The 18,880-nt window shown below is 57.5% G+C and carries 14 protein-coding genes; 7 read left to right on the top strand and 7 right to left on the bottom strand.

What is annotated here, in order from left to right; genetic code table 11:
- The first annotated feature begins 15 nt into the window (after window positions 1–15).
- Both feoB and feoC read left to right on the top strand, forming a co-directional pair.
- Window positions 16–2,334: a Fe(2+) transporter permease subunit FeoB gene (gene feoB, locus PGS10_RS10515; protein WP_316422849.1), complete on the top strand. Its 2,319-nt coding sequence runs from the start codon at window positions 16–18 to the stop codon at window positions 2,332–2,334.
- Window positions 2,335–2,346: 12 nt separating this feature from the next.
- The gene (feoC, locus tag PGS10_RS10510; protein ID WP_049060791.1) at window positions 2,347–2,583 is read left to right on the top strand and encodes a [Fe-S]-dependent transcriptional repressor FeoC; all 237 of its coding nucleotides are present in this window, start codon (window positions 2,347–2,349) and stop codon (window positions 2,581–2,583) included.
- 99 nt (window positions 2,584–2,682) lie between these two features.
- Here feoC and PGS10_RS10505 read toward each other — a convergent pair whose 3' ends face one another.
- On the bottom strand, window positions 2,683–2,952 hold the full coding sequence (locus tag PGS10_RS10505; RefSeq protein WP_015369359.1) for a YdgH/BhsA/McbA-like domain containing protein: 270 nt from the start codon (window positions 2,950–2,952) through the stop codon (window positions 2,683–2,685).
- A gap of 112 nt (window positions 2,953–3,064) precedes the next feature.
- A complete protein-coding gene (gene bioH / locus PGS10_RS10500; protein ID WP_316422847.1) occupies window positions 3,065–3,847 on the bottom strand; it encodes a pimeloyl-ACP methyl ester esterase BioH in 783 nt (260 codons plus the stop codon).
- A 37-nt stretch (window positions 3,848–3,884) separates the two neighbouring features.
- On the opposite strand from bioH, the gene gntX reads away from it, so the two are divergent.
- The 3 genes from gntX to gntT all read left to right on the top strand — a co-directional run bounded on the left by gntX (window position 3,885) and on the right by gntT (window position 6,853).
- Window positions 3,885–4,559: a DNA utilization protein GntX gene (gene gntX / locus PGS10_RS10495; RefSeq protein ID WP_047047951.1), complete on the top strand. Its 675-nt coding sequence runs from the start codon at window positions 3,885–3,887 to the stop codon at window positions 4,557–4,559.
- 58 nt (window positions 4,560–4,617) lie between these two features.
- Window positions 4,618–5,193: a Fe-S biogenesis protein NfuA gene (gene nfuA, locus PGS10_RS10490; protein WP_015369356.1), complete on the top strand. Its 576-nt coding sequence runs from the start codon at window positions 4,618–4,620 to the stop codon at window positions 5,191–5,193.
- 343 nt (window positions 5,194–5,536) lie between these two features.
- Window positions 5,537–6,853, top strand: a complete 1,317-nt coding sequence (gene gntT, locus PGS10_RS10485; protein WP_015369355.1) for a gluconate transporter — start codon at window positions 5,537–5,539, stop codon at window positions 6,851–6,853.
- A 445-nt stretch (window positions 6,854–7,298) separates the two neighbouring features.
- Here gntT and malQ read toward each other — a convergent pair whose 3' ends face one another.
- Both malQ and malP read right to left on the bottom strand, forming a co-directional pair.
- Window positions 7,299–9,374: a 4-alpha-glucanotransferase gene (gene malQ, locus PGS10_RS10480; protein ID WP_316422846.1), complete on the bottom strand. Its 2,076-nt coding sequence runs from the start codon at window positions 9,372–9,374 to the stop codon at window positions 7,299–7,301.
- Between the two features lie 10 nt (window positions 9,375–9,384).
- Window positions 9,385–11,775 carry a maltodextrin phosphorylase gene (gene malP, locus PGS10_RS10475; protein ID WP_316422844.1) on the bottom strand — a complete coding sequence of 797 codons (2,391 nt, stop codon included), beginning with the start codon at window positions 11,773–11,775 and terminating at the stop codon, window positions 9,385–9,387.
- Between the two features lie 621 nt (window positions 11,776–12,396).
- Here malP and malT point away from each other — a divergent pair.
- Window positions 12,397–15,102, top strand: coding sequence for an HTH-type transcriptional regulator MalT (gene malT, locus PGS10_RS10470; RefSeq protein ID WP_045394833.1), 2,706 nt, complete (start codon window positions 12,397–12,399; stop codon window positions 15,100–15,102).
- A 6-nt stretch (window positions 15,103–15,108) separates the two neighbouring features.
- Here the strand turns inward: malT and PGS10_RS10465 are convergent, their stop codons facing one another.
- Genes PGS10_RS10465 through glpE form a run of 3 tightly spaced genes read right to left on the bottom strand, consistent with a single transcriptional unit; the run spans window position 15,109 to window position 17,099 of the window.
- Window positions 15,109–15,867, bottom strand: a complete 759-nt coding sequence (locus tag PGS10_RS10465) for a DeoR/GlpR family transcriptional regulator (RefSeq protein WP_015369351.1) — start codon at window positions 15,865–15,867, stop codon at window positions 15,109–15,111.
- Between the two features lie 19 nt (window positions 15,868–15,886).
- The gene (gene glpG / locus PGS10_RS10460) at window positions 15,887–16,717 is read right to left on the bottom strand and encodes a rhomboid family intramembrane serine protease GlpG (RefSeq protein WP_015703685.1); all 831 of its coding nucleotides are present in this window, start codon (window positions 16,715–16,717) and stop codon (window positions 15,887–15,889) included.
- Between the two features lie 52 nt (window positions 16,718–16,769).
- Window positions 16,770–17,099 (bottom strand): thiosulfate sulfurtransferase GlpE, encoded by a 330-nt coding sequence (gene glpE, locus PGS10_RS10455; protein ID WP_015369349.1) that lies wholly within the window; start codon window positions 17,097–17,099, stop codon window positions 16,770–16,772.
- Between the two features lie 206 nt (window positions 17,100–17,305).
- On the opposite strand from glpE, the gene glpD reads away from it, so the two are divergent.
- Window positions 17,306–18,814 carry a glycerol-3-phosphate dehydrogenase gene (gene glpD / locus PGS10_RS10450; RefSeq protein WP_020077778.1) on the top strand — a complete coding sequence of 503 codons (1,509 nt, stop codon included), beginning with the start codon at window positions 17,306–17,308 and terminating at the stop codon, window positions 18,812–18,814.
- Window positions 18,815–18,880 lie beyond the last annotated feature (66 nt).

Below are 18,880 nucleotides of genomic sequence, written 5' to 3'. Positions count from 1 at the left end.
CTAAGAGTCTGAAAAATGAAAAAATTAACCGTTGGTTTAATTGGTAATCCTAATTCCGGCAAAACAACGTTATTCAATCAGCTAACCGGCGCGCGCCAGCGGGTGGGGAACTGGGCGGGGGTCACCGTTGAGCGCAAAGAAGGCGCCTTCGCCACTACCGACCACCAGGTCACCCTGGTCGACCTACCGGGAACCTATTCGCTGACTACCATCTCCTCGCAAACGTCGCTCGATGAACAGATTGCCTGTCACTATATTCTCAGCGGCGATGCCGATCTGCTGATTAACGTCATCGACGCCTCGAACCTGGAACGTAACCTCTATCTGACCCTGCAGCTGCTGGAGCTGGGTATTCCCTGCGTCGTCGCGCTAAACATGCTCGATATTGCCGAAAAACAGCAAATCCGCATCGACGTTGACGCGCTGGCGGCCCGTCTCGGCTGCCCGGTGATCCCGCTGGTCTCCACCCGCGGCCGCGGTATCGAAGCGCTGAAAATGGCGCTTGACCGCCATGAACACAATCAGCCGCTGGAACTGGTGCACTATCCGCAATCTCTGCAGCGCGAAGCCGATATGCTGGCGCAGGCGATGCCTGCTGATATGCCGCTGCGTCAGCGCCGCTGGCTTGGGTTGCAGATGCTGGAAGGCGATATTTATAGCCGCGCCTTCGCCGGCAACGCCGCCGACAAACTCGATCTGGCGCTGGCCAACCTGAGCGGCGAGATGGACGATCCGGCGCTGTATATCGCCGATGCCCGCTATCAAAGCATTGCCGCGGTATGCGATGCCGTCAGTAACACCCTGACCGCCGAGCCGAGCCGCTTCACCACGGCGATGGATAAAATTATCCTTAACCGCTTCCTCGGCTTACCGATCTTCCTGTTCGTGATGTACCTGATGTTCCTGCTGGCTATCAACATCGGCGGCGCCCTGCAGCCGATTTTCGACGCCGGTTCGGTGGCTATCTTCATTCACGGCATCCAGTGGCTGGGCTACACCCTGCACTTCCCGGACTGGCTGACCGTGTTCCTCGCGCAAGGGCTGGGCGGCGGTATCAATACCGTGCTGCCGCTGGTGCCGCAAATCGGCATGATGTACCTGTTCCTCTCTTTCCTTGAGGACTCCGGGTATATGGCACGCGCGGCCTTCGTAATGGACCGCCTGATGCAGGCGTTAGGTTTGCCGGGGAAATCCTTCGTGCCGCTGATCGTTGGTTTCGGCTGTAACGTGCCTTCCGTTATGGGCGCCCGTACGCTGGATGCGCCGCGTGAACGCCTGATGACCATCATGATGGCGCCATTTATGTCCTGCGGCGCCCGACTGGCGATTTTCGCGGTCTTCGCCGCTGCCTTCTTCGGGCAGAACGGCGCGCTGGCGGTCTTCTCACTGTACGTACTGGGCATCGTGATGGCGATTCTTACCGGCCTGATGCTCAAATACACCATTATGCGCGGCGAAGCCTCGCCGTTCGTGATGGAGCTGCCGGTGTATCACGTACCGCACATCAAGAGCCTGGTTATCCAGACCTGGCAGCGCCTGAAAGGCTTCGTCCTGCGCGCCGGTAAGGTCATTGTGATTGTCAGTATTTTCCTCAGCGCGCTGAACAGCTTCTCGCTTAGCGGCAAAGTGGTCGATAACATCAACGACTCGGCGCTGGCTTCGGTTAGCCGAGTGATCACCCCTGTGTTTAAGCCGATTGGCGTGCACGAAGATAACTGGCAGGCAACCGTCGGCCTGTTTACCGGCGCGATGGCGAAAGAAGTGGTAGTCGGTACGTTGAACACCCTCTACACCGCGGAAGATATCCAGAATGAAGAGTTTAACCCACAGGAGTTTAGCCTTGGCGACGAGCTGTTGGCCGCCGTCGATGAAACCTGGCAGGGGCTGAAAGACACCTTTAGCCTGAGCGTGCTGGCGAACCCGATTGAAGCAAGCAAAGGCGATGGCGAAATGGAAACCGGCGCCATGGGCGTGATGGGCAGCAAATTCGGCAGCGCCGCCGCCGCGTACAGCTACCTGATTTTCGTCCTGCTCTATATTCCATGCATTTCCGTGATGGGGGCGATTGCCCGTGAATCCAGCCGCGGTTGGATGATGTTCTCGGTGCTGTGGGGGCTTAATATCGCCTACTCGCTATCGACGCTTTACTACCAGACCGTGAGCTTTAGCCAGCACCCGCGCTACAGCCTGGTGTGTATTCTGGCGGTGATTCTGTTTAACGTCGTGGTCTTTGGCCTGCTGCGTCGGGCGCGGAGCCGGGTGGATGTTTCCCTGCTGGCGACGCGTAAAACCCCGACGTCATGCTGCCAGAGTCCGGCCGGCGACTGCCATTAAGGAGCAATCATCATGGCATCGTTAATCGAAGTACGCGATATGCTGGCCCTGCAGGGGCGCATGGAGGCCGCACAGCTGAGCGCCCGCCTGCATACGCCGCGGCCACTGATCGACGCCATGTTAAGCCGCCTGGAAGCGATGGGGAAAGCGGTCAAGATGACCGAAGATGCCGATGGCTGCCTTTCCGGCAGCTGTAAAAGCTGCCCGGAGGGTAAAACCTGCCTGCGGGAGTGGTGGTCTTTGCGCTGAAGGGACATGTCTGATGGCGGCGCGTTGCGCCTTGTCTGGGCTATCTGCGGTGCGATTTGCTAGCCCTGCCAGGCACAGCGCTGGCAGGGAAAATCGGGCTTACTTATACACGTCGGCGTTCGCGTGAACCGTCTTCTCGTTCTTCTCGCCGGCAATCACCACGAAGTACTTACCGCCCAACTCATCCGCCTTCTTCGACAGATCGCGCTTCGCGTCCATCGGCGACGTGGTACGGGAAGTCGTGATGCTGCCGACCTTGGTCAGATTCATCTTCGCGACTTCATCTTTCTGGATCTCTTTCGCCGCGAACGCGCCAAAAGAGAGGGAGCCTATCACCAGAGATGCAACAATACCTGTAACAAGTTTCATAGCCTTTACTCTCCATAAGGTTGTTATTGTTAGTTTGCGGCGGCAAAAACGAAATAATCAACCACCGCAACAACCTAAGTATTGCCCGATCCTGATGATTTACCACGCGGCGCTAAAAATAATTATTCAGCCGCTTTTTCAACGCGATCAGAGTCTCACAAAATGGCTGGGGATGTGAAATAAACGGCGCATGGGCCGCCTTTTCGAAGACGATAGACTCACTTTGCGGCCACAGCTCATCCAATAACGGAACGATTTTACGCGGCACCAGCCCATCCAGGCGACCATAGAGGCGCAAAAACGGCATGGTTAGCGCGGCGAGCGGTTGACGCAAATCGGCGGTTTTGAGGATTTCCAGCCCGCCGTTGAGAACCTCGGCAGGCGGCATCGGCAGCGACAGAACGGTGCTTTTCAGCGCCCGGGCGTCCTGGCGCGCGCTTTCGGTGCCCATGGTTTGTAGGGCGAGAAAACGCTCGACGGTTCGCTGGAAATCTTCACTAAGCTGCTGCTGGAAGCCGCTCAGCACTTCCGGTTTAATCCCCGGCCACTGGTCGCGCGCGCCAAAACACGGCGAAGAAGCGACGGTCACCAGCGCCTGCACGCGTTGCGGGTGCTGCAGCGCCACCAGGCTCGCTACCAGCCCGCCCAGGCTCCAGCCAAGCCAGATAGCCTGCTCCGGCGCTTTTTCAACGACCTGCTGCGCCATCTCTTCAAGCGTTAAGGCGCCAAAACCACCGCTGCGGCCATAGCCCGGCAGATCCACCAGGTGCAGGGTAAAATGCGTAGCCAGTTCCGGCGTGATGCAATCCCACACGTTGGCATTCAGCCCCCATCCGTGCAGCAGCACAAGATGACAATTTCCTTCGCCCGTGGTTTGCCACCAGATGTCATTCATCAGTTACTGTTCTCTTTCCATCACTATGAGGGGAATTATGCTAACAGCACACGGCTTATGCTGGCTATGCCAAATGCCGCTGGCTATCGCTCACTGGGGGATTTGCTCGCGCTGCACCGCCTCGTTGCTCATCTCACAATCACTCTGCCCGCAGTGCGGCCTACCGGCATCGGCCTCTAACGTCCCCTGCGGACGCTGCCTGCAAAAACCGCCGCCCTGGCAGCGGCTGGTGACGGTGAATAGCTATGCCCCGCCGCTAAGCGGACTGGTACATCAGTTCAAGTTTGCCCCTCATCCGGAGTTGGGACCCGCGCTGGCGCGGCTGCTTCTTTTACGCCTGCGCCTTTACCGCGCGCTGCCGCCGGTGGACCGGATTATCAGCGTGCCTCTCTGGCAGCGCCGCCAGTGGCGTCGGGGATTTAACCAAAGCGAGGCGCTATGTCGCCCGCTGGCGCGGTGGATGGGCTGCGCCTGGCGCGGCGATGCGCTGACGCGAACCCGGCGTACCGCAACGCAGCACCAGTTAAGCGCCAGATTACGTAAGCAGAACCTGAAAAATGCTTTCCAGGTTGAATTATCCGTTCGGGGCCACCATATCGCCATTGTGGATGATGTCGTCACAACCGGAAGCACCGTCGCCGAGATTTCCCGCCTGCTTTTGCGAAACGGCGCCGCGACGGTTCAGGTATGGTGTGTGTGCCGTACCTTGTAGACCCCCGCTGATGGGCGTATTATAACCCAGTAAAATAGTCAACTATTAGGCCAACGCTATGATCCGTATTTCCGATGCTGCACAAGCGCACTTTGCCAAACTGCTGGCAAATCAGGAAGAAGGGACGCAAATTCGCGTATTTGTGATTAATCCCGGCACCCCAAACGCTGAGTGCGGCGTATCCTACTGCCCACCGGATGCGGTGGAAGACACCGACACGGCGCTGAAATTTGAACAGCTGACCGCGTATGTTGATGAACTCAGCGCCCCTTATCTGGAAGATGCTGAAATTGACTTCGTCACTGACCAACTCGGTTCCCAGCTGACGCTGAAAGCGCCGAACGCCAAAATGCGTAAGGTTTCTGACGATGCCCCGCTGATGGAGCGCGTCGAGTATCTGCTGCAGTCGCAGATCAACCCACAGCTGGCAGGCCACGGCGGCCGCGTTTCGCTGATGGAAATCACCGAAGACGGGCTGGCTATCCTGCAGTTCGGCGGCGGTTGCAACGGCTGCTCAATGGTCGACGTGACCCTGAAAGAAGGGATCGAAAAGCAACTGCTGAACGAATTCCCGGAGCTGAAAGGCGTGCGCGACCTGACCGAACACCAGCGCGGCGAGCACTCCTACTACTAAGCTTTCGCCTTCTCGCCCGGCAACAACCATTTGCCGGGTGAATTTCCCCTCCAGCATGTTACCGCGCAACATTTCTGACTAGTCGACACGTCAAAAACCCGGCAGAGAGTATGACTTAAGTCTCATATTTAAAATTTACCCCGTTCAGGGCATTCTCAAAGCTCACATGTTACCCGTATCATCCACGACAAGCACCACCGACAAAAAAATAGCCAGCTATCCTTTCTCTGGGTCAGGTATAAGCCAGCTTTACGGTGCCAGACATCCTTGTTCCTCTGCGGAACGGATACTGTAGATGTTCAGACTTTAACGTTACCCATAACAAGTTAAGGCCAGGTAAATCATGCCATTAGTCATCGTAGCTATCGGGGTTGCCCTGTTATTGTTGCTGATGATCCGTTTCAAAATGAACGGCTTCATCGCTCTGGTTCTGGTGGCGCTCGCCGTCGGATTAATGCAGGGTATGCCTCTGGATAAAGTCATCGTATCCATCAAAAACGGCGTCGGGGGCACGCTCGGCAGCCTCGCGCTGATCATGGGCTTCGGCGCCATGCTCGGTAAAATGCTGGCGGACTGCGGCGGCGCGCAGCGTATCGCCACCACCCTGATTGATAAATTCGGTAAAAAACATATTCAATGGGCCGTTGTACTGACCGGTTTCACCGTCGGTTTCGCCCTGTTCTATGAAGTCGGTTTCGTGCTGATGCTGCCGCTGGTCTTTACCATCGCCGCCTCCGCGCGTATCCCGCTGCTGTACGTCGGCGTACCGATGGCCGCGGCGCTCTCCGTCACCCACGGTTTCCTGCCGCCGCACCCTGGCCCGACCGCTATCGCGACAATTTTCCACGCCGATATGGGCAAAACGCTGCTCTACGGTACGATTCTGGCTATCCCGACGGTTATTCTCGCCGGTCCGGTTTTCGCCCGTTTCCTGAAAGGTATTGATAAGCCGATCCCGGAAGGCCTGCACAACCCGAAAACCTTCACCGAAGAAGAGATGCCGGGCTTTGGCGTCAGCGTCTGGACCTCTCTGGTACCGGTGATCCTGATGGCGATGCGCGCCGTCGCCGAGATGGTTCTGCCGAAGGGCCACGCCTTCCTGCCCGTTGCCGAGTTCTTCGGCGACCCGGTGATGGCGACCCTGATTGCGGTACTGATCGCGCTGTTCACTTTCGGCCTGAACCGCGGCCGCTCCATGGAGCAGATCAACGATACGCTGACCTCCTCTATCAAAATCATTGCCATGATGCTGTTGATCATCGGCGGCGGCGGCGCCTTTAAGCAGGTGCTGGTGGATAGCGGCATGGATAAGTACATCGCCTCTATCATGCACGAATCCAATATGTCACCGCTGTTTATGGCGTGGTCTATTGCTGCGGTACTGCGTATTGCGCTGGGTTCGGCTACCGTTGCCGCTATCACCGCGGGTGGTATCGCCGCGCCGCTGATTGCCACCACCGGCGTCAGCCCGGAGCTGATGGTTATCGCCGTGGGTTCCGGTAGCGTCATCTTCTCGCACGTGAACGACCCAGGTTTCTGGCTGTTCAAAGAGTATTTCAACCTGACCATTGGCGAGACCATCAAGTCCTGGTCGGTACTGGAAACCATCATTTCCGTGTGCGGCCTGGTTGGTTGTCTGCTGCTGGGGATGGTGGTGTAACCCTCCCTCCCTGAAATAAAAAAGGCCGGGTGCGCATCATACGCCCCGGCCTTTTTATTATTCGTTTCCCGGATAGCGGCTAACGCCTTATCCGGGCTACCCGCGGTGCCGTTTTTGTCGGGTGGCGCTGCGCTTACCCGACCTACGGTCCGCGCGGCCTGCATTTAATTTATTCACCATGCTGGCTGAAACTGCCGGTGTTGGCGGCCTCAAAATCGCTGAGACGTTCCCGGAAGGCCGGGGGTACAGGGGGTGGTGGCGACTGACCGCCCCCTGTGCGCTCCCCGCGCCATGAGAGACATAACGCAGAAGAAATATCGGGAGCGCAATGTGCCCGGAATTAACACAAAGCACATGTTTTCCCCGACCAAAACCGTTGCAAACCGATAACAGTATCTACCAGTAGCCCCGGTAAGCGCAGCGCCACCGGGGAATTCTCTCTGGATTAGCGGGCTTTGCGGCGCTTATCCAGGTCTTTAATCAGCTTATTCACCTGCGCATCGGCAAACATCTGCTCGAGCGTCACGGTAAGCTTACGCCGCCAGTTGGGATACTCGGTACTGGTGCCCGGGATGTTGACCGGTGAAGCCATCTCCAACCAATCTTCCGGCTGCAGCCCAAGCAGGGCGCTGTTGCTGTCGGCGATATAGCGCTGCATCCCGCGATTGAGCGTTGAGGTCATCGCCATCAGCGAGGCTTTATGTCCGGCGCGCTTCGGCAAACAGCCGTGCCGATGCAGCGCATCCAGCAACCCCTGCTTCGCTTGTTCGCGATCGGCATATAAGCCGCGCAGCACCACTTCATCCGGATACAGGCCCAGCGTCTTCCCAAGCGTCAAATCGCCGCTCTCCCAATAACCGCGCAGCGTCGGTAGATCGTGGGTCGTCGCGACCGCCATCGACTGTTGCGGATAAGCCTTCGGCGCGCGGAACGTTTTATCAGGGCCATTCTCGAAGTAGAGCACTTTGTACGAGTAGACCCCGCTTTTGCGCAGCTTGCCGACGATTTCGACCGGTACGGTGCCCAGGTCTTCGCCGATCACCATGCAGCGGTGCCGCTGGCTCTCCAGCGCCAGGATCGCCAGCAGGTCATCCACGGGATACTGCACATAGGCGCCGTGGTCGGCGGTTTCGCCATACGGTATCCACCACAAACGCAGCACCGACATCACGTGGTCAATACGTAACGCGCCGCAGTTTTGCATATTCGCCCGTAGCAGTTCGATAAACGGCTCGTAGGCACGGGCAACCATGACGTGCGGATCCATCGGCGGCAGGCCCCAGTTCTGTCCCAGCGGGCCGAGGATGTCCGGCGGCGCGCCGACGGAAGCCTTCAGGCAATACAGCTCGCGATCGCACCACGTCTCCGATCCGCCTTCGGCGACGCCGACCGCCAGATCGCGATACAGGCCAATCGGCATCCCGTCCTGCTGGCTGGTGTGCCAGCAGGCGGCGAACTGCGTATAAGCCAGCCACTGCAGCCATAGATAGAAGCTCACCTCATCGGCATGCTCCGCACAGAAGGTCTTCACCTGCGGGCTACTCGTACTTTGATACGCTTCCGGCCATGCCGGCCAGCCCCAGCGCATCGGATCCTGCTGGCTTTGCCAGGCATGCAGCGCATCAAACGCCGCCTGCCAGTAGAGACTTTCGCCCTCGCGCAGCACGAACTGACGGAACTCCGCCATTTGCTCATCTTCACGCGTAGAAAACTCGGCCCACGCCAGACGCAGCGCGGTCAGCTTCAGCGCGGTGACAGCGGTATAGTCGACATCAGCGGTCTGCCGCGCGGCCTTCAAGGCCTGCTGGGTTTCCGCAAGCTGCCACCATGCCTGCGCGGCAGGGCTACGCTGGAAATCTTCCACCGCGTTGACGTCGATATAGATGACGTTGAGCCAGCGGCGCGATGACGGGCTGTACGGGCTGGCGCTCTCCGGGTTCGCCGGATAGAGCGCGTGAATCGGGTTGAGGCCGATAAACGCGCCGCCGCGACGGGCGATTTCCGGCAGCATGGCGCGTAGATCGCCGAAGTCGCCGATGCCCCAGTTGTTCTCAGAACGCAGGGTGTAAAGCTGGACGCAGGCGCCCCATAGCTTTTTGCCCTCTTTTAGCGCCTGCGGTTCGTAGCAACGCGCCGGGGCGACGATCGCCCGGCAGTGCCAGCGTTCGCCGTCCCGCGTGAGAGTCAGGGTGTGATAGCCCGTCGGCAATCGCCCAGGCAGGGTGAGCGCTTCGCCGCCGCACGTCTCGCCCTGATACTGCTTACCTTCTTCGGTCGTCAGCAGCCAATGAAACGCGCCGCTTCCCGCGACCGACAGCTGCATTTTTTTACCGTGGGTAAAAACCTTGACGCTGGGCAGCGGTTCTACCGCCGCTTTCGCGGCAGTAGACGTACGATGCATAGCATCCAGCAAACGTTGTTTGGTGGCCGCCGCGATCGACTGCGGCTGCCCGTGCGCGTTGATATAGCTGGGGCTGATCCCCGCCGCCAGCGCGGCGTTATCAAGGCGTTTATTCTCCATAGGCCTGTCCTTAGCGTTTTGCCTGCCAGATACGTTGCTGATAATCACGGATAGAACGGTCGGAGCTGAACATGCCACAGCGCGCGGTGTTGAGGATCGCCGCACGGGTCCAGGCTTCCTGGTCGCGATACAGTTCATCCACCTGCTTCTGCGCCGCGACGTAAGCGCTAAAGTCAGCCAGCACCAGGTACGGATCGCCGCCTTGCAGCAGGCTATGCAGCATCTGATCAAAGGCGTGTTTGTCGCCGCCGCTATATTTTCCGCTCTCCAGCTCTTTCAGCACCGCGTCCAGCAGTTTATCTTTTTTGCGCCATTTCAGCGGATCGTAGCCTTTCGCTTTCAGCGCCTTAACTTCTTCCACGGTATGGCCGAAGATAAAGATATTGTCCTCGCCAACCTGCTCGGCGATTTCAACGTTGGCGCCGTCAAGGGTGCCGACGGTCAGCGCGCCATTCAGCGCCAGCTTCATGTTGCCGGTACCGGAGGCCTCTTTACCCGCCGTAGAAATCTGCTCGGAGACGTCCGCCGCCGGGATCAGCATTTCCGCCGCCGATACGCAGTAATCCGGCAGGAAGACCACTTTTAGCTTATCGCCCACCAGCGGATCGTTGTTGATCGCCTCGGCCACCTTGTTGATCGCCAGAATAATATTCTTCGCCAGGTAGTAGCCCGGCGCGGCTTTGGCGCCAAACAGGAAGACGCGCGGTACGCGGTCGGCCTGCGGGTTTTCGCGGATCTCTTTATACTGCGCCAGAATATTCAGCAGGTTGAGGTGCTGGCGTTTGTACTCGTGCAGACGCTTAATCTGGATATCGAAAATCGCCTGCGGGTTGATGTCGATACCGGTACGTCGCTTCACGAATTCAGCGAGACGCACTTTATTCGCCTGCTTAATGTCGCGATAAACCTGACGGAATTTGGCATCGTCGGCGTACTTCTCCAGCTTGATCAGCTGGTCGAGATCGTTGGCCCACTCTTTCTTCAGCGTCTTATCGAGCAGGGCAGCGAGCGCCGGATTACACTGTTTAATCCAGCGACGCGGCGTAATGCCGTTGGTCACGTTATGGAATTTGTTCGGCCACAGCTGGTGATATTCCGGGAACAGATCCTTCACCACCAGATCGGAGTGCAGCGCCGCGACGCCGTTCACCGCAAAGCCGCTCACCACGCACATGTTGGCCATGCGAACCTGTTTGTCATGCACCACCGCCAGCTTCGCCCACACCTGCTTATCGCCCGGCCAGGTTTTCTCCACCAGCAGTTTAAATCTGTCGTTAATCTCTTTGATTATCTGCATATGACGCGGCAGCAGCGCCTTCACCAGCTTCTCATCCCAGCACTCCAGCGCTTCCGGCATCAGGGTATGGTTGGTGTAAGCGAAGGTTTTGCTGGTGATGGCCCACGCATCGTCCCAGCTCATCTGGTGCTCATCAAGCAGCACGCGCAGCAGTTCCGGGATGGCGATGGTCGGGTGGGTGTCGTTCAACTGGATCACTTCATAATCAGCCAGTTGATGCAGCTTGCGGCCAGCCAGATGGTGGCGACGCAGAATGTCCGCCACCGAGCAGGCGCACTGGAAGTACTGCTGCATCAGGCGCAGTTTTTTCCCCGCCAGGTGGTTGTCATTCGGATACAGCACCTTGGTCAATTTTTCGGCGTCGATACCCTGTTGTTCCGCGCGCAGGAAATCGCCGTCGTTGAATTTCGTCAGGTTGAACGGATGGGCATGCTTCGCCTGCCACAGGCGCAGCGGTTGCGCGACGTTATTGCGATAGCCAAGCACCGGCAGGTCCCAGGCTTCGCCGGTAATCACGAAAGCCGGTTGCCATTCGCCGCTTTTGCTGACTTTACCGCCGATACCCACCTGCACATCCAGCGCTTCGTTGTGGCGGAACCACGGATAGCTGCCGCGTCCCCAGTCATCCGGCGCTTCCATCTGCTGGCCGTCAGCGAAGGATTGACGGAACAGACCGTATTGGTAGTTCAGGCCGTAACCGGTCGCCGACTGGCCAACGGTGGCCATAGAATCCAGGAAGCAGGCCGCCAGACGGCCCAGGCCGCCGTTGCCCAGCGCCGGATCGGTCTCTTCTTCCAGCAGGTCGGTCAGCTGAATGTCATACGCCTTCAGCGTCTCGCTCACTCCTTCATACCAGCCCAGGTTGAGCAGGTTATTACCGGTCAGGCGACCGATCAGGAACTCCATCGAAATGTAGTTAACGTGGCGCTGTCCTTTAACGGCTTCCGCCGCCGGTTGCGCCGCCAAAAGCTCCGCCAGCGCGCCGCTGACCGCGCGCCACCACTGGCGTTGAGTCATCTCTGCGGCTGACGATAAACCGAAACGCTGCCACTGACGCGTCAGTGCAGCCTGAAACTGAGCCTGGTTAAAAGAAGTCTGTGACATAAGAAATCCTGGTCCTTTACTAAAACGTTAGCCTTAGTGTGCCGACCTCCTGATGCCGCTGCCTCCTCCCGAGGGGGATTAGACAGGGAGGAGTAGCGGGGATGAGCGAAAATTGTGATCGCGGCCACTTTAACGTTAGCTCGTCGTCGGGAATTCGCCGCCTTATTGCGCGTGTAGAACAATAATTTCGCCAGCGCGACGAACGGCAAATTTGTTACAGCGCAATTCATATCGCCAGGCAAAATTTGCTCGTACCATTATCGTGAAATAAAAAACAAACAACTGACAGAATAAAAAGATGCCATGACAAAAATACGTGAAATAGATTAACCCTAAGAATCCACTGACGATAATTTAATAAAAACAATCAACTACGAAAAACACTGTGTAAAGTAATTTCGTCCCGGACGAAACCGTCGTAAACCGAGGCATGGCGCGTACTGGTACCGGTTTAAAGCTAATTAAAAACCGAAGCGAGAAATTGTGACCCAGAGCAAATTCAAGAGCATCAATTTTGGACATAACTTGCAATAACTTTCATTATCGCCGACCTTAGGAGTCATTAATTACGAAGCGCAAAAAAAATCCCCATCCCTTTCTTGCACAGCGAAAAAGTGAACTATGTTGATTCCGTCAAAATTAAGTCGTCCATCCCGTCTTGAACACACTGTGGTTCGCGAACGGTTGCTGGCGAAACTTTCCGGCGCGAACAATTATCGTCTCGCGTTGGTGACCAGCCCGGCAGGTTACGGCAAAACCACGCTCGTTTCGCAGTGGGCTTCGGGTAAGCATGACCTTGGCTGGTTTTCGCTCGATGAAGGCGATAATCAACAAGAGCGCTTCGCCAGCTATCTGATTGCGGCGATTCAACAGGCGACAGGCGGCCACTGCGCCGCCAGCGAAGCCATGGTGCAAAAGCGCCAGTACGCCAGCCTGCCGTCGCTGTTTGCGCAGCTGTTTATTGAGCTTGCCGACTGGCAGCGTCCGCTGTACCTGGTCATTGATGATTATCACCTGATTACCAATCCGGTGATCCACGACGCCATGCGCTTCTTCTTGCGCCATCAGCCAGAGACCATGACGCTGGTAGTGCTGTCGCGCAACCTGCCGCAGTTGGGGATCGCCAATCTGCGGGTGCGCGAGCAGTTACTGGAAATCGGCAGCCAACAGCTGGCTTTTACTCATCAGGAGGCGAAACAGTTCTTTGACTGCCGTCTCGCCTCCCCCATTGAAGCCGATGACAGCAGTCGCCTGTGCGATGACGTCGCCGGCTGGGCCACCGCCCTGCAGCTCATCGCCCTCTCCGCCCGGCAGAAAAACACCTCAGCCCAGCACTCCGCCCGTCGTCTCGCCGGGATTAACGCCAGCCACCTTTCCGACTATCTGGTCGATGAAGTGCTGGATAACGTCGATGCCCGTACCCGCAGCTTCTTGTTAAAAAGCTCGCTGCTGCGCTCGATGAATGACGCGCTTATCGTCCGCGTCACCGGCGAAGAGAACGGCCAGATGCAGCTGGAAGAGATCGAACGTCAGGGGTTGTTCCTGCACCGAATGGATGACTCCGGCGAGTGGTTCCGCTATCACCCGCTATTCGGCAACTTCCTGCGCCAGCGCTGTCAGTGGGAAATGGCCACCGAGCTACCGGAAATTCACCGCGCCGCCGCCGAAGCGTGGATGGCGCAGGGATTCCCCACCGAAGCCATCCATCATGCGCTTGCCGCTGGCGATGCCGCCATGCTGCGCGATATTTTGCTCAACCACGCCTGGGGCATGTTCAACCACAGCGAGCTGGGTCTGCTGGAACAATCGCTGGCGGCGCTGCCGTGGTCAAACCTGCTGGAAAACCCGCGGCTGATCCTGCTGCAGGCCTGGCTGATGCAGAGCCAGCATCGCTATAGCGAAGTGAATACCCTGCTGGCACGCGCCGAGCAGGAGATGGATGTCGAAATGGATACCGCGATGCACGGCGATTTCAACGCCCTGCGCGCGCAGGTCGCTATCAACGCCGGCGATCAGGACGAAGCCGAACGTCTGGCAATGGTGGCGCTGGATGAACTGCCGCTGGCGAGCTATTACAGCCGTATCGTCGCCACTTCCGTCCACGGCGAAGTGCTGCACTGCAAAGGCCACCTGAGTAAATCGCTGGCGGTGATGCAGCAAACAGAACAGATGGCTCGCCGTCATGACGTCTGGCACTACGCCCTGTGGAGCATGATCCAGCAGAGCGAGATTCTGTTTGCTCAGGGCTTCCTGCAGGCGGCATGGGAGATTCAGGATAAAGCTTTCCAGCTTATCCGCGATCAGCATCTTGAACAGCTGCCGATGCATGAGTTCCTGTTGCGCATCCGCGCGCAGCTGCTGTGGGCATGGGCGCGTCTTGATGAAGCAGAAGAGAGCGCCCGCAGCGGCATCGCGGTGCTGGCAAACTACCAGCCGCAACAGCAGCTGCAGTGCCTGGCGCTGATGGTGCAGTGCTCGCTGGCGCGCGGCGATCTCGATAACGCCCGCAGCTTATTAAACCGACTGGAGAATCTGCTGGGCAACGGCCACTATCACAGCGACTGGGTTTCCAACGCCGACAAAGTACGGGTGATCTACTGGCAGATGACCGGCGATAAAACCGCAGCGGCCAACTGGCTGCGCCAGACGCCGAAACCTGAATTCGCTAATAACCACTTCCTGCAAAGCCAGTGGCGCAACATTGCCCGCGCGCAGATCCTGCTCGGTGATTTTGATTCCGCCGAAATGGTGCTGGAAGAGTTAAATGAAAACGCCCGCTCGCTGCGGCTGATGAGCGATATCAACCGTAACCTGCTGCTGTTGAACCAGCTGTACTGGCAGGCGGATCGCAAGGGTGAGGCGCAAAAAGTGTTAATGGAAGCCTTAACCCTCGCTAACCGCACCGGCTTTATTAACCACTTCGTGATTGAAGGGGAAGCCATGGCCCAGCAGCTGCGCCAGCTGATTCAACTGAATACGCTGCCGGAGCTTGAGCAGCACCGCGCGCAGCGCATCCTGCGCGATATTAACCAGCATCATCGGCATAAATTCGCCCACTTTGACGAGAGCTTCGTCGAACGGCTGTTAAACCACCCGGAAGTGCCGGAGCTTATCCGCACCAGCCCGCTGACCCAGCGCGAGTGGCAGGTGTTAGGGTTAATCTATTCCGGTTACAGCAACGAGCAGATCGCCGGCGAACTCGATGTCGCGGCCACCACGATTAAAACGCATATTCGCAATCTGTATCAGAAACTGGGCGTCGCGCACCGCCAGGATGCCGTTCAGCATGCCCAGCGGTTGCTCAAAATGATGGGATACGGCGTATAACGCCGTTTAGCAAAGCTCCAGCTGCAGGTTGTTGTCTTTAATCACCTTCAGCACGCCTGCGGGCGGCATGATATCGGTATAAACCGCATCGACCATACTAATGCTGCCCATGTTCACCATCGCATTACGCCCAAACTTCGAGTGATCCACCACCAGCATCACGTGGCGCGAGTTTTCGATAATCGCCCGCTTGGTGCGCACTTCATGGTAATCAAACTCCAGCAGCGAACCGTCGCTATCAATGCCGCTAATACCGAGAATGCCGAAGTCGAGGCGGAACTGGGAGATAAAATCGAGCGTCGCTTCGCCGATGATCCCGCCGTCGCGGCTGCGTAGCTCGCCGCCGGCAAGGATAATGCGAAAATCATCTTTCACCATCAGCGTATTTGCGACGTTGAGATTGTTGGTCACAATCCGCAGGTCATTATGGTCGAGCAACGCGTGGGCCACCGCTTCCGGCGTTGTGCCGATATCGATAAACAGGGTTGCGCCGTCGGGGATTTCGCTCGCCACTTTCCGCGCGATACGCTCTTTTTCCGCCGTCTGGGTCGCTTTCCTGTCGTGCCACGAGGTGTTGACCGAGCTGGAAGGCATCGCCGCGCCGCCGTGGTGGCGCAGGATCATTTTTTGTTCCGCTAAATCATTCAGGTCGCGACGAATAGTCTGCGGGCTGACGGCAAACTGCTCCACCAGTTCTTCGGTACTGACGTATCCCTGTTTTTTTACCAGCTCGATAATCGCGTCATGACGTTGTGTTTGTTTCATGAAATATCCCTGGGAATCTCTACGTTCGTTTTCGCACATTTAGCGTATCGACAAACGCCATCGCCAGCCCGACTGCCAGGCCCGCCACGTGCGCGCCATTGGCGATCGACATGCCGAAAACATCAAACCATCCTGCCACTAACCACACTAAAGAGAAGAGGATCAGACCACGCTGCAGATAAATACCGCTCTGCGGGTCGCGCTCGCCGCGCAGCCAGACATAGCCCATTAATGCATAGACTACCCCCGACAAACCGCCGAACCACGGGCCGCTAACCTGATGCTGGACGAATCCGCTCAGCAGAGCGCTGATAATGGTAATCACCACCAGCTTACCGCTACCGATGCGCTTCTCCACCGCACCGCCGAGGTACCACCACCATAGCAGGTTAAACAGAATATGCATCAGCGAGAAGTGCATGAAAGCGTGGGTAAGATAGCGCCAGGCTTCGAATTTCAGCGAAGGATCGTAAGGCCAGGCAAGCCAGATCATCATCGTCTGATCGCCCAGAACGTTTTGCAGTATGAAGACCAGGATACAGGCCAGCAAAATCGCCCACGTAAACGGCCCGGCGTTGTTACGCAGGGTAGCTAAAAACGGGAAGCGTTGATAATGCAATCCGCTATTGGTATGCCCCGATTGCCAGCTGGCGGCGAGATAGCGCGGGTCGGCCGGGTTTTCGAGAAAACGGGCCAGCTCGGCCTGCACCCGCGCGGCCTGGCTTTCATCTGCCAGCCAGACATCGCTCTGCGTGTGCTGTTGGATAGTCAGGATGACCCCCTGCGTCGCCATATAGTCGACAAACGCCTGGGCCACGCGCGGGTTGGCAAAAGAGGTAATCATTAACATACAGCGGATCGCTTATTCCACACAAAGGGGGCTAGTATATACCGTACCGCGCTTATAGCGAGCCGTGCGCGACTTCCGCCGGGAAATGACGATGCCAGGCGTCAAAACCGCCATCGACGCTGTAGACGTTCTCGAAGCCCTGCTGCAGCAGATACTGCGCGGCGCCTTTACTGCTGTTGCCGTGGTAGCACATCACCATCACCGGCGTCTCAAAATCGTTATCGCGCATAAAAGCGCCCAGGGTATCGTTGGTCAGATGAAACGCGCCCGGCGTGTGCCCCATGGCATAGCTTTGCGGGTCACGGATATCGACCAGCACCGCCTTCTGCTGATGCAGTTTCTGATGCGCTTCTTCTACATTGATACATTCAAATTGTTCCATGATTCTCTTCTCTATTGCACTTCATGACGGGCGGTGACCGACCCTGATTTTACCCGCTAGTGTACCGTCAGGCGGTAAATAAACGCCAATATGTTACATGCATCACTCTGAAATGTTTTTTTGATGTTACCAAAAGCGCGTTTGTTTGCTATAGTGAGCGATATCGAACATTTATGAGCTTAAACGAAAGCGAACGAGGTGCGAGCGTGGAAATCAAAGATCTGATTGTGATAGGCGGAGGCATCAACGGTGCCGGTATCGCGGCAGACGCCGCCGGGCGCGGTTTATCCGTGCTGATGCTGGAAGCGAGAGACCTTGCCTGCGCCACCTCAAGCGCCAGCTCGAAACTGATTCACGGCGGCCTGCGCTATCTGGAACACTACGAATTCCGCCTGGTCAGCGAAGCGCTGGCGGAGCGCGAGGTGTTATTAAAAATGGCGCCGCATTTGGCCTTCCCGATGCGCTTCCGCTTACCGCATCGCCCGCATCTGCGCCCGGCGTGGATGATTCGTATCGGTCTGTTTTTATACGATCACCTCGGCAAACGCACCAGCCTGCCGGGCTCGACCGGTTTGCGCTTTGGCGCGGAATCGGTACTTAAGCCGGAAATCGTGCGCGGTTTCGAATATTCCGACTGCTGGGTCGACGATGCGCGTCTGGTTCTTGCCAACGCCCAGATGGTGGTACGTAAAGGCGGCGAAGTTCGCACCCGCACCCGCGCTATCTCGGCAAAACGCGAAAACGGCCTGTGGGTGGTGGAAGCGGAAGATATCGATAGCGGCGAAAAATTCACCTGGCACGCGCGCGGTCTGGTTAACGCTACCGGCCCGTGGGTGAAACATTTCTTCGACGAAGGCATGCATCTGCGCTCGCCGTATGGCATCCGCCTGATCAAAGGCAGCCATATCGTGGTGCCGCGCGTACACACCCAGAAGCAGGCCTATATCCTGCAAAACGAAGATAAACGTATCGTGTTTGTCATCCCGTGGATGGATGAGTTCTCGATTATCGGCACCACCGACGTCGAGTACAACGGCGATCCGAAAGAGGTGGCGATCGATGATAAAGAGATCAACTACCTGCTGAACGTCTACAACGCGCACTTTAAAAAGACGCTGTCGCGCGACGATATCGTCTGGACTTACTCCGGCGTGCGTCCGCTGTGCGACGATGAATCCGACTCACCGCAGGCGATTACCCGCGACTATACGCTCGATATTCACGATGAGAACGGTCAGGCGCCGCTGCTGTCGGTATTCGGCGGCAAGCTCACCACCTACCGTAAACTGGCGGAACATGCGCTGGAAAAACTGACGCCGTATTATCAGGGGATTGGCCCGGCGTGGACCAAAACCGCCGTTCTGCCCGGCGGCGATATCGGCGGCGACCGCGACGACTATGCGGCGAAACTGCGCCGTCGCTTCGCGTTTATCAGCGAATCAATGGCCCGCCACTACGCCCGCACCTACGGCAGCAACAGCGAGTGGATCCTTGGCGAAGCGACTTCGCTTGCCGATCTGGGAGAAGATTTTGGCCACGAATTTTATGAAGCCGAGCTGAAGTACCTGGTCGAACACGAGTGGGTTCGCAGCCTGGATGACGCTATCTGGCGCCGTACCAAACAGGGGATGTGGCTGAATGCCGAGCAGCAGGCGCGTATCAGCGAGTGGCTGGCGCAACATACGGGAAAGTCTGAACTGTCGTTAGCGTCCTGACATACCCCGGGCAGCGGCTGACGCCTGGCCCGGGCTACATCACCGCACACACAAAAACGGGGCCTA

Origin of the sequence: Klebsiella sp. 141153 (assembly GCF_032601995.1) — a bacterium.
In the GTDB taxonomy this organism is placed as follows: Bacteria; Pseudomonadota; Gammaproteobacteria; order Enterobacterales; family Enterobacteriaceae; genus Klebsiella; species Klebsiella aerogenes.
This window is presented reverse-complemented; position numbering and strand designations above follow the sequence as displayed.

What these genes read in the sequence shown, in the direction of transcription:
- feoC (WP_049060791.1), top strand. Translation starts at nt 2,347, where the DNA reads ATGGCATCGTTAATCGAAGTACGCGATATGCTGGCCCTGCAGGGGCGC.
- bioH (WP_316422847.1), bottom strand. Translation starts at nt 3,847, where the DNA reads ATGAATGACATCTGGTGGCAAACCACGGGCGAAGGAAATTGTCATCTT.
- nfuA (WP_015369356.1), top strand. Translation starts at nt 4,618, where the DNA reads ATGATCCGTATTTCCGATGCTGCACAAGCGCACTTTGCCAAACTGCTG.
- PGS10_RS10505 (WP_015369359.1), bottom strand. Translation starts at nt 2,952, where the DNA reads ATGAAACTTGTTACAGGTATTGTTGCATCTCTGGTGATAGGCTCCCTC.
- PGS10_RS10465 (WP_015369351.1), bottom strand. Translation starts at nt 15,867, where the DNA reads ATGAAACAAACACAACGTCATGACGCGATTATCGAGCTGGTAAAAAAA.
- gntX (WP_047047951.1), top strand. Translation starts at nt 3,885, where the DNA reads ATGCTAACAGCACACGGCTTATGCTGGCTATGCCAAATGCCGCTGGCT.
- malP (WP_316422844.1), bottom strand. Translation starts at nt 11,775, where the DNA reads ATGTCACAGACTTCTTTTAACCAGGCTCAGTTTCAGGCTGCACTGACG.
- malQ (WP_316422846.1), bottom strand. Translation starts at nt 9,374, where the DNA reads ATGGAGAATAAACGCCTTGATAACGCCGCGCTGGCGGCGGGGATCAGC.
- feoB (WP_316422849.1), top strand. Translation starts at nt 16, where the DNA reads ATGAAAAAATTAACCGTTGGTTTAATTGGTAATCCTAATTCCGGCAAA.
- gntT (WP_015369355.1), top strand. Translation starts at nt 5,537, where the DNA reads ATGCCATTAGTCATCGTAGCTATCGGGGTTGCCCTGTTATTGTTGCTG.
- glpE (WP_015369349.1), bottom strand. Translation starts at nt 17,099, where the DNA reads ATGGAACAATTTGAATGTATCAATGTAGAAGAAGCGCATCAGAAACTG.
- malT (WP_045394833.1), top strand. Translation starts at nt 12,397, where the DNA reads ATGTTGATTCCGTCAAAATTAAGTCGTCCATCCCGTCTTGAACACACT.
- glpG (WP_015703685.1), bottom strand. Translation starts at nt 16,717, where the DNA reads ATGTTAATGATTACCTCTTTTGCCAACCCGCGCGTGGCCCAGGCGTTT.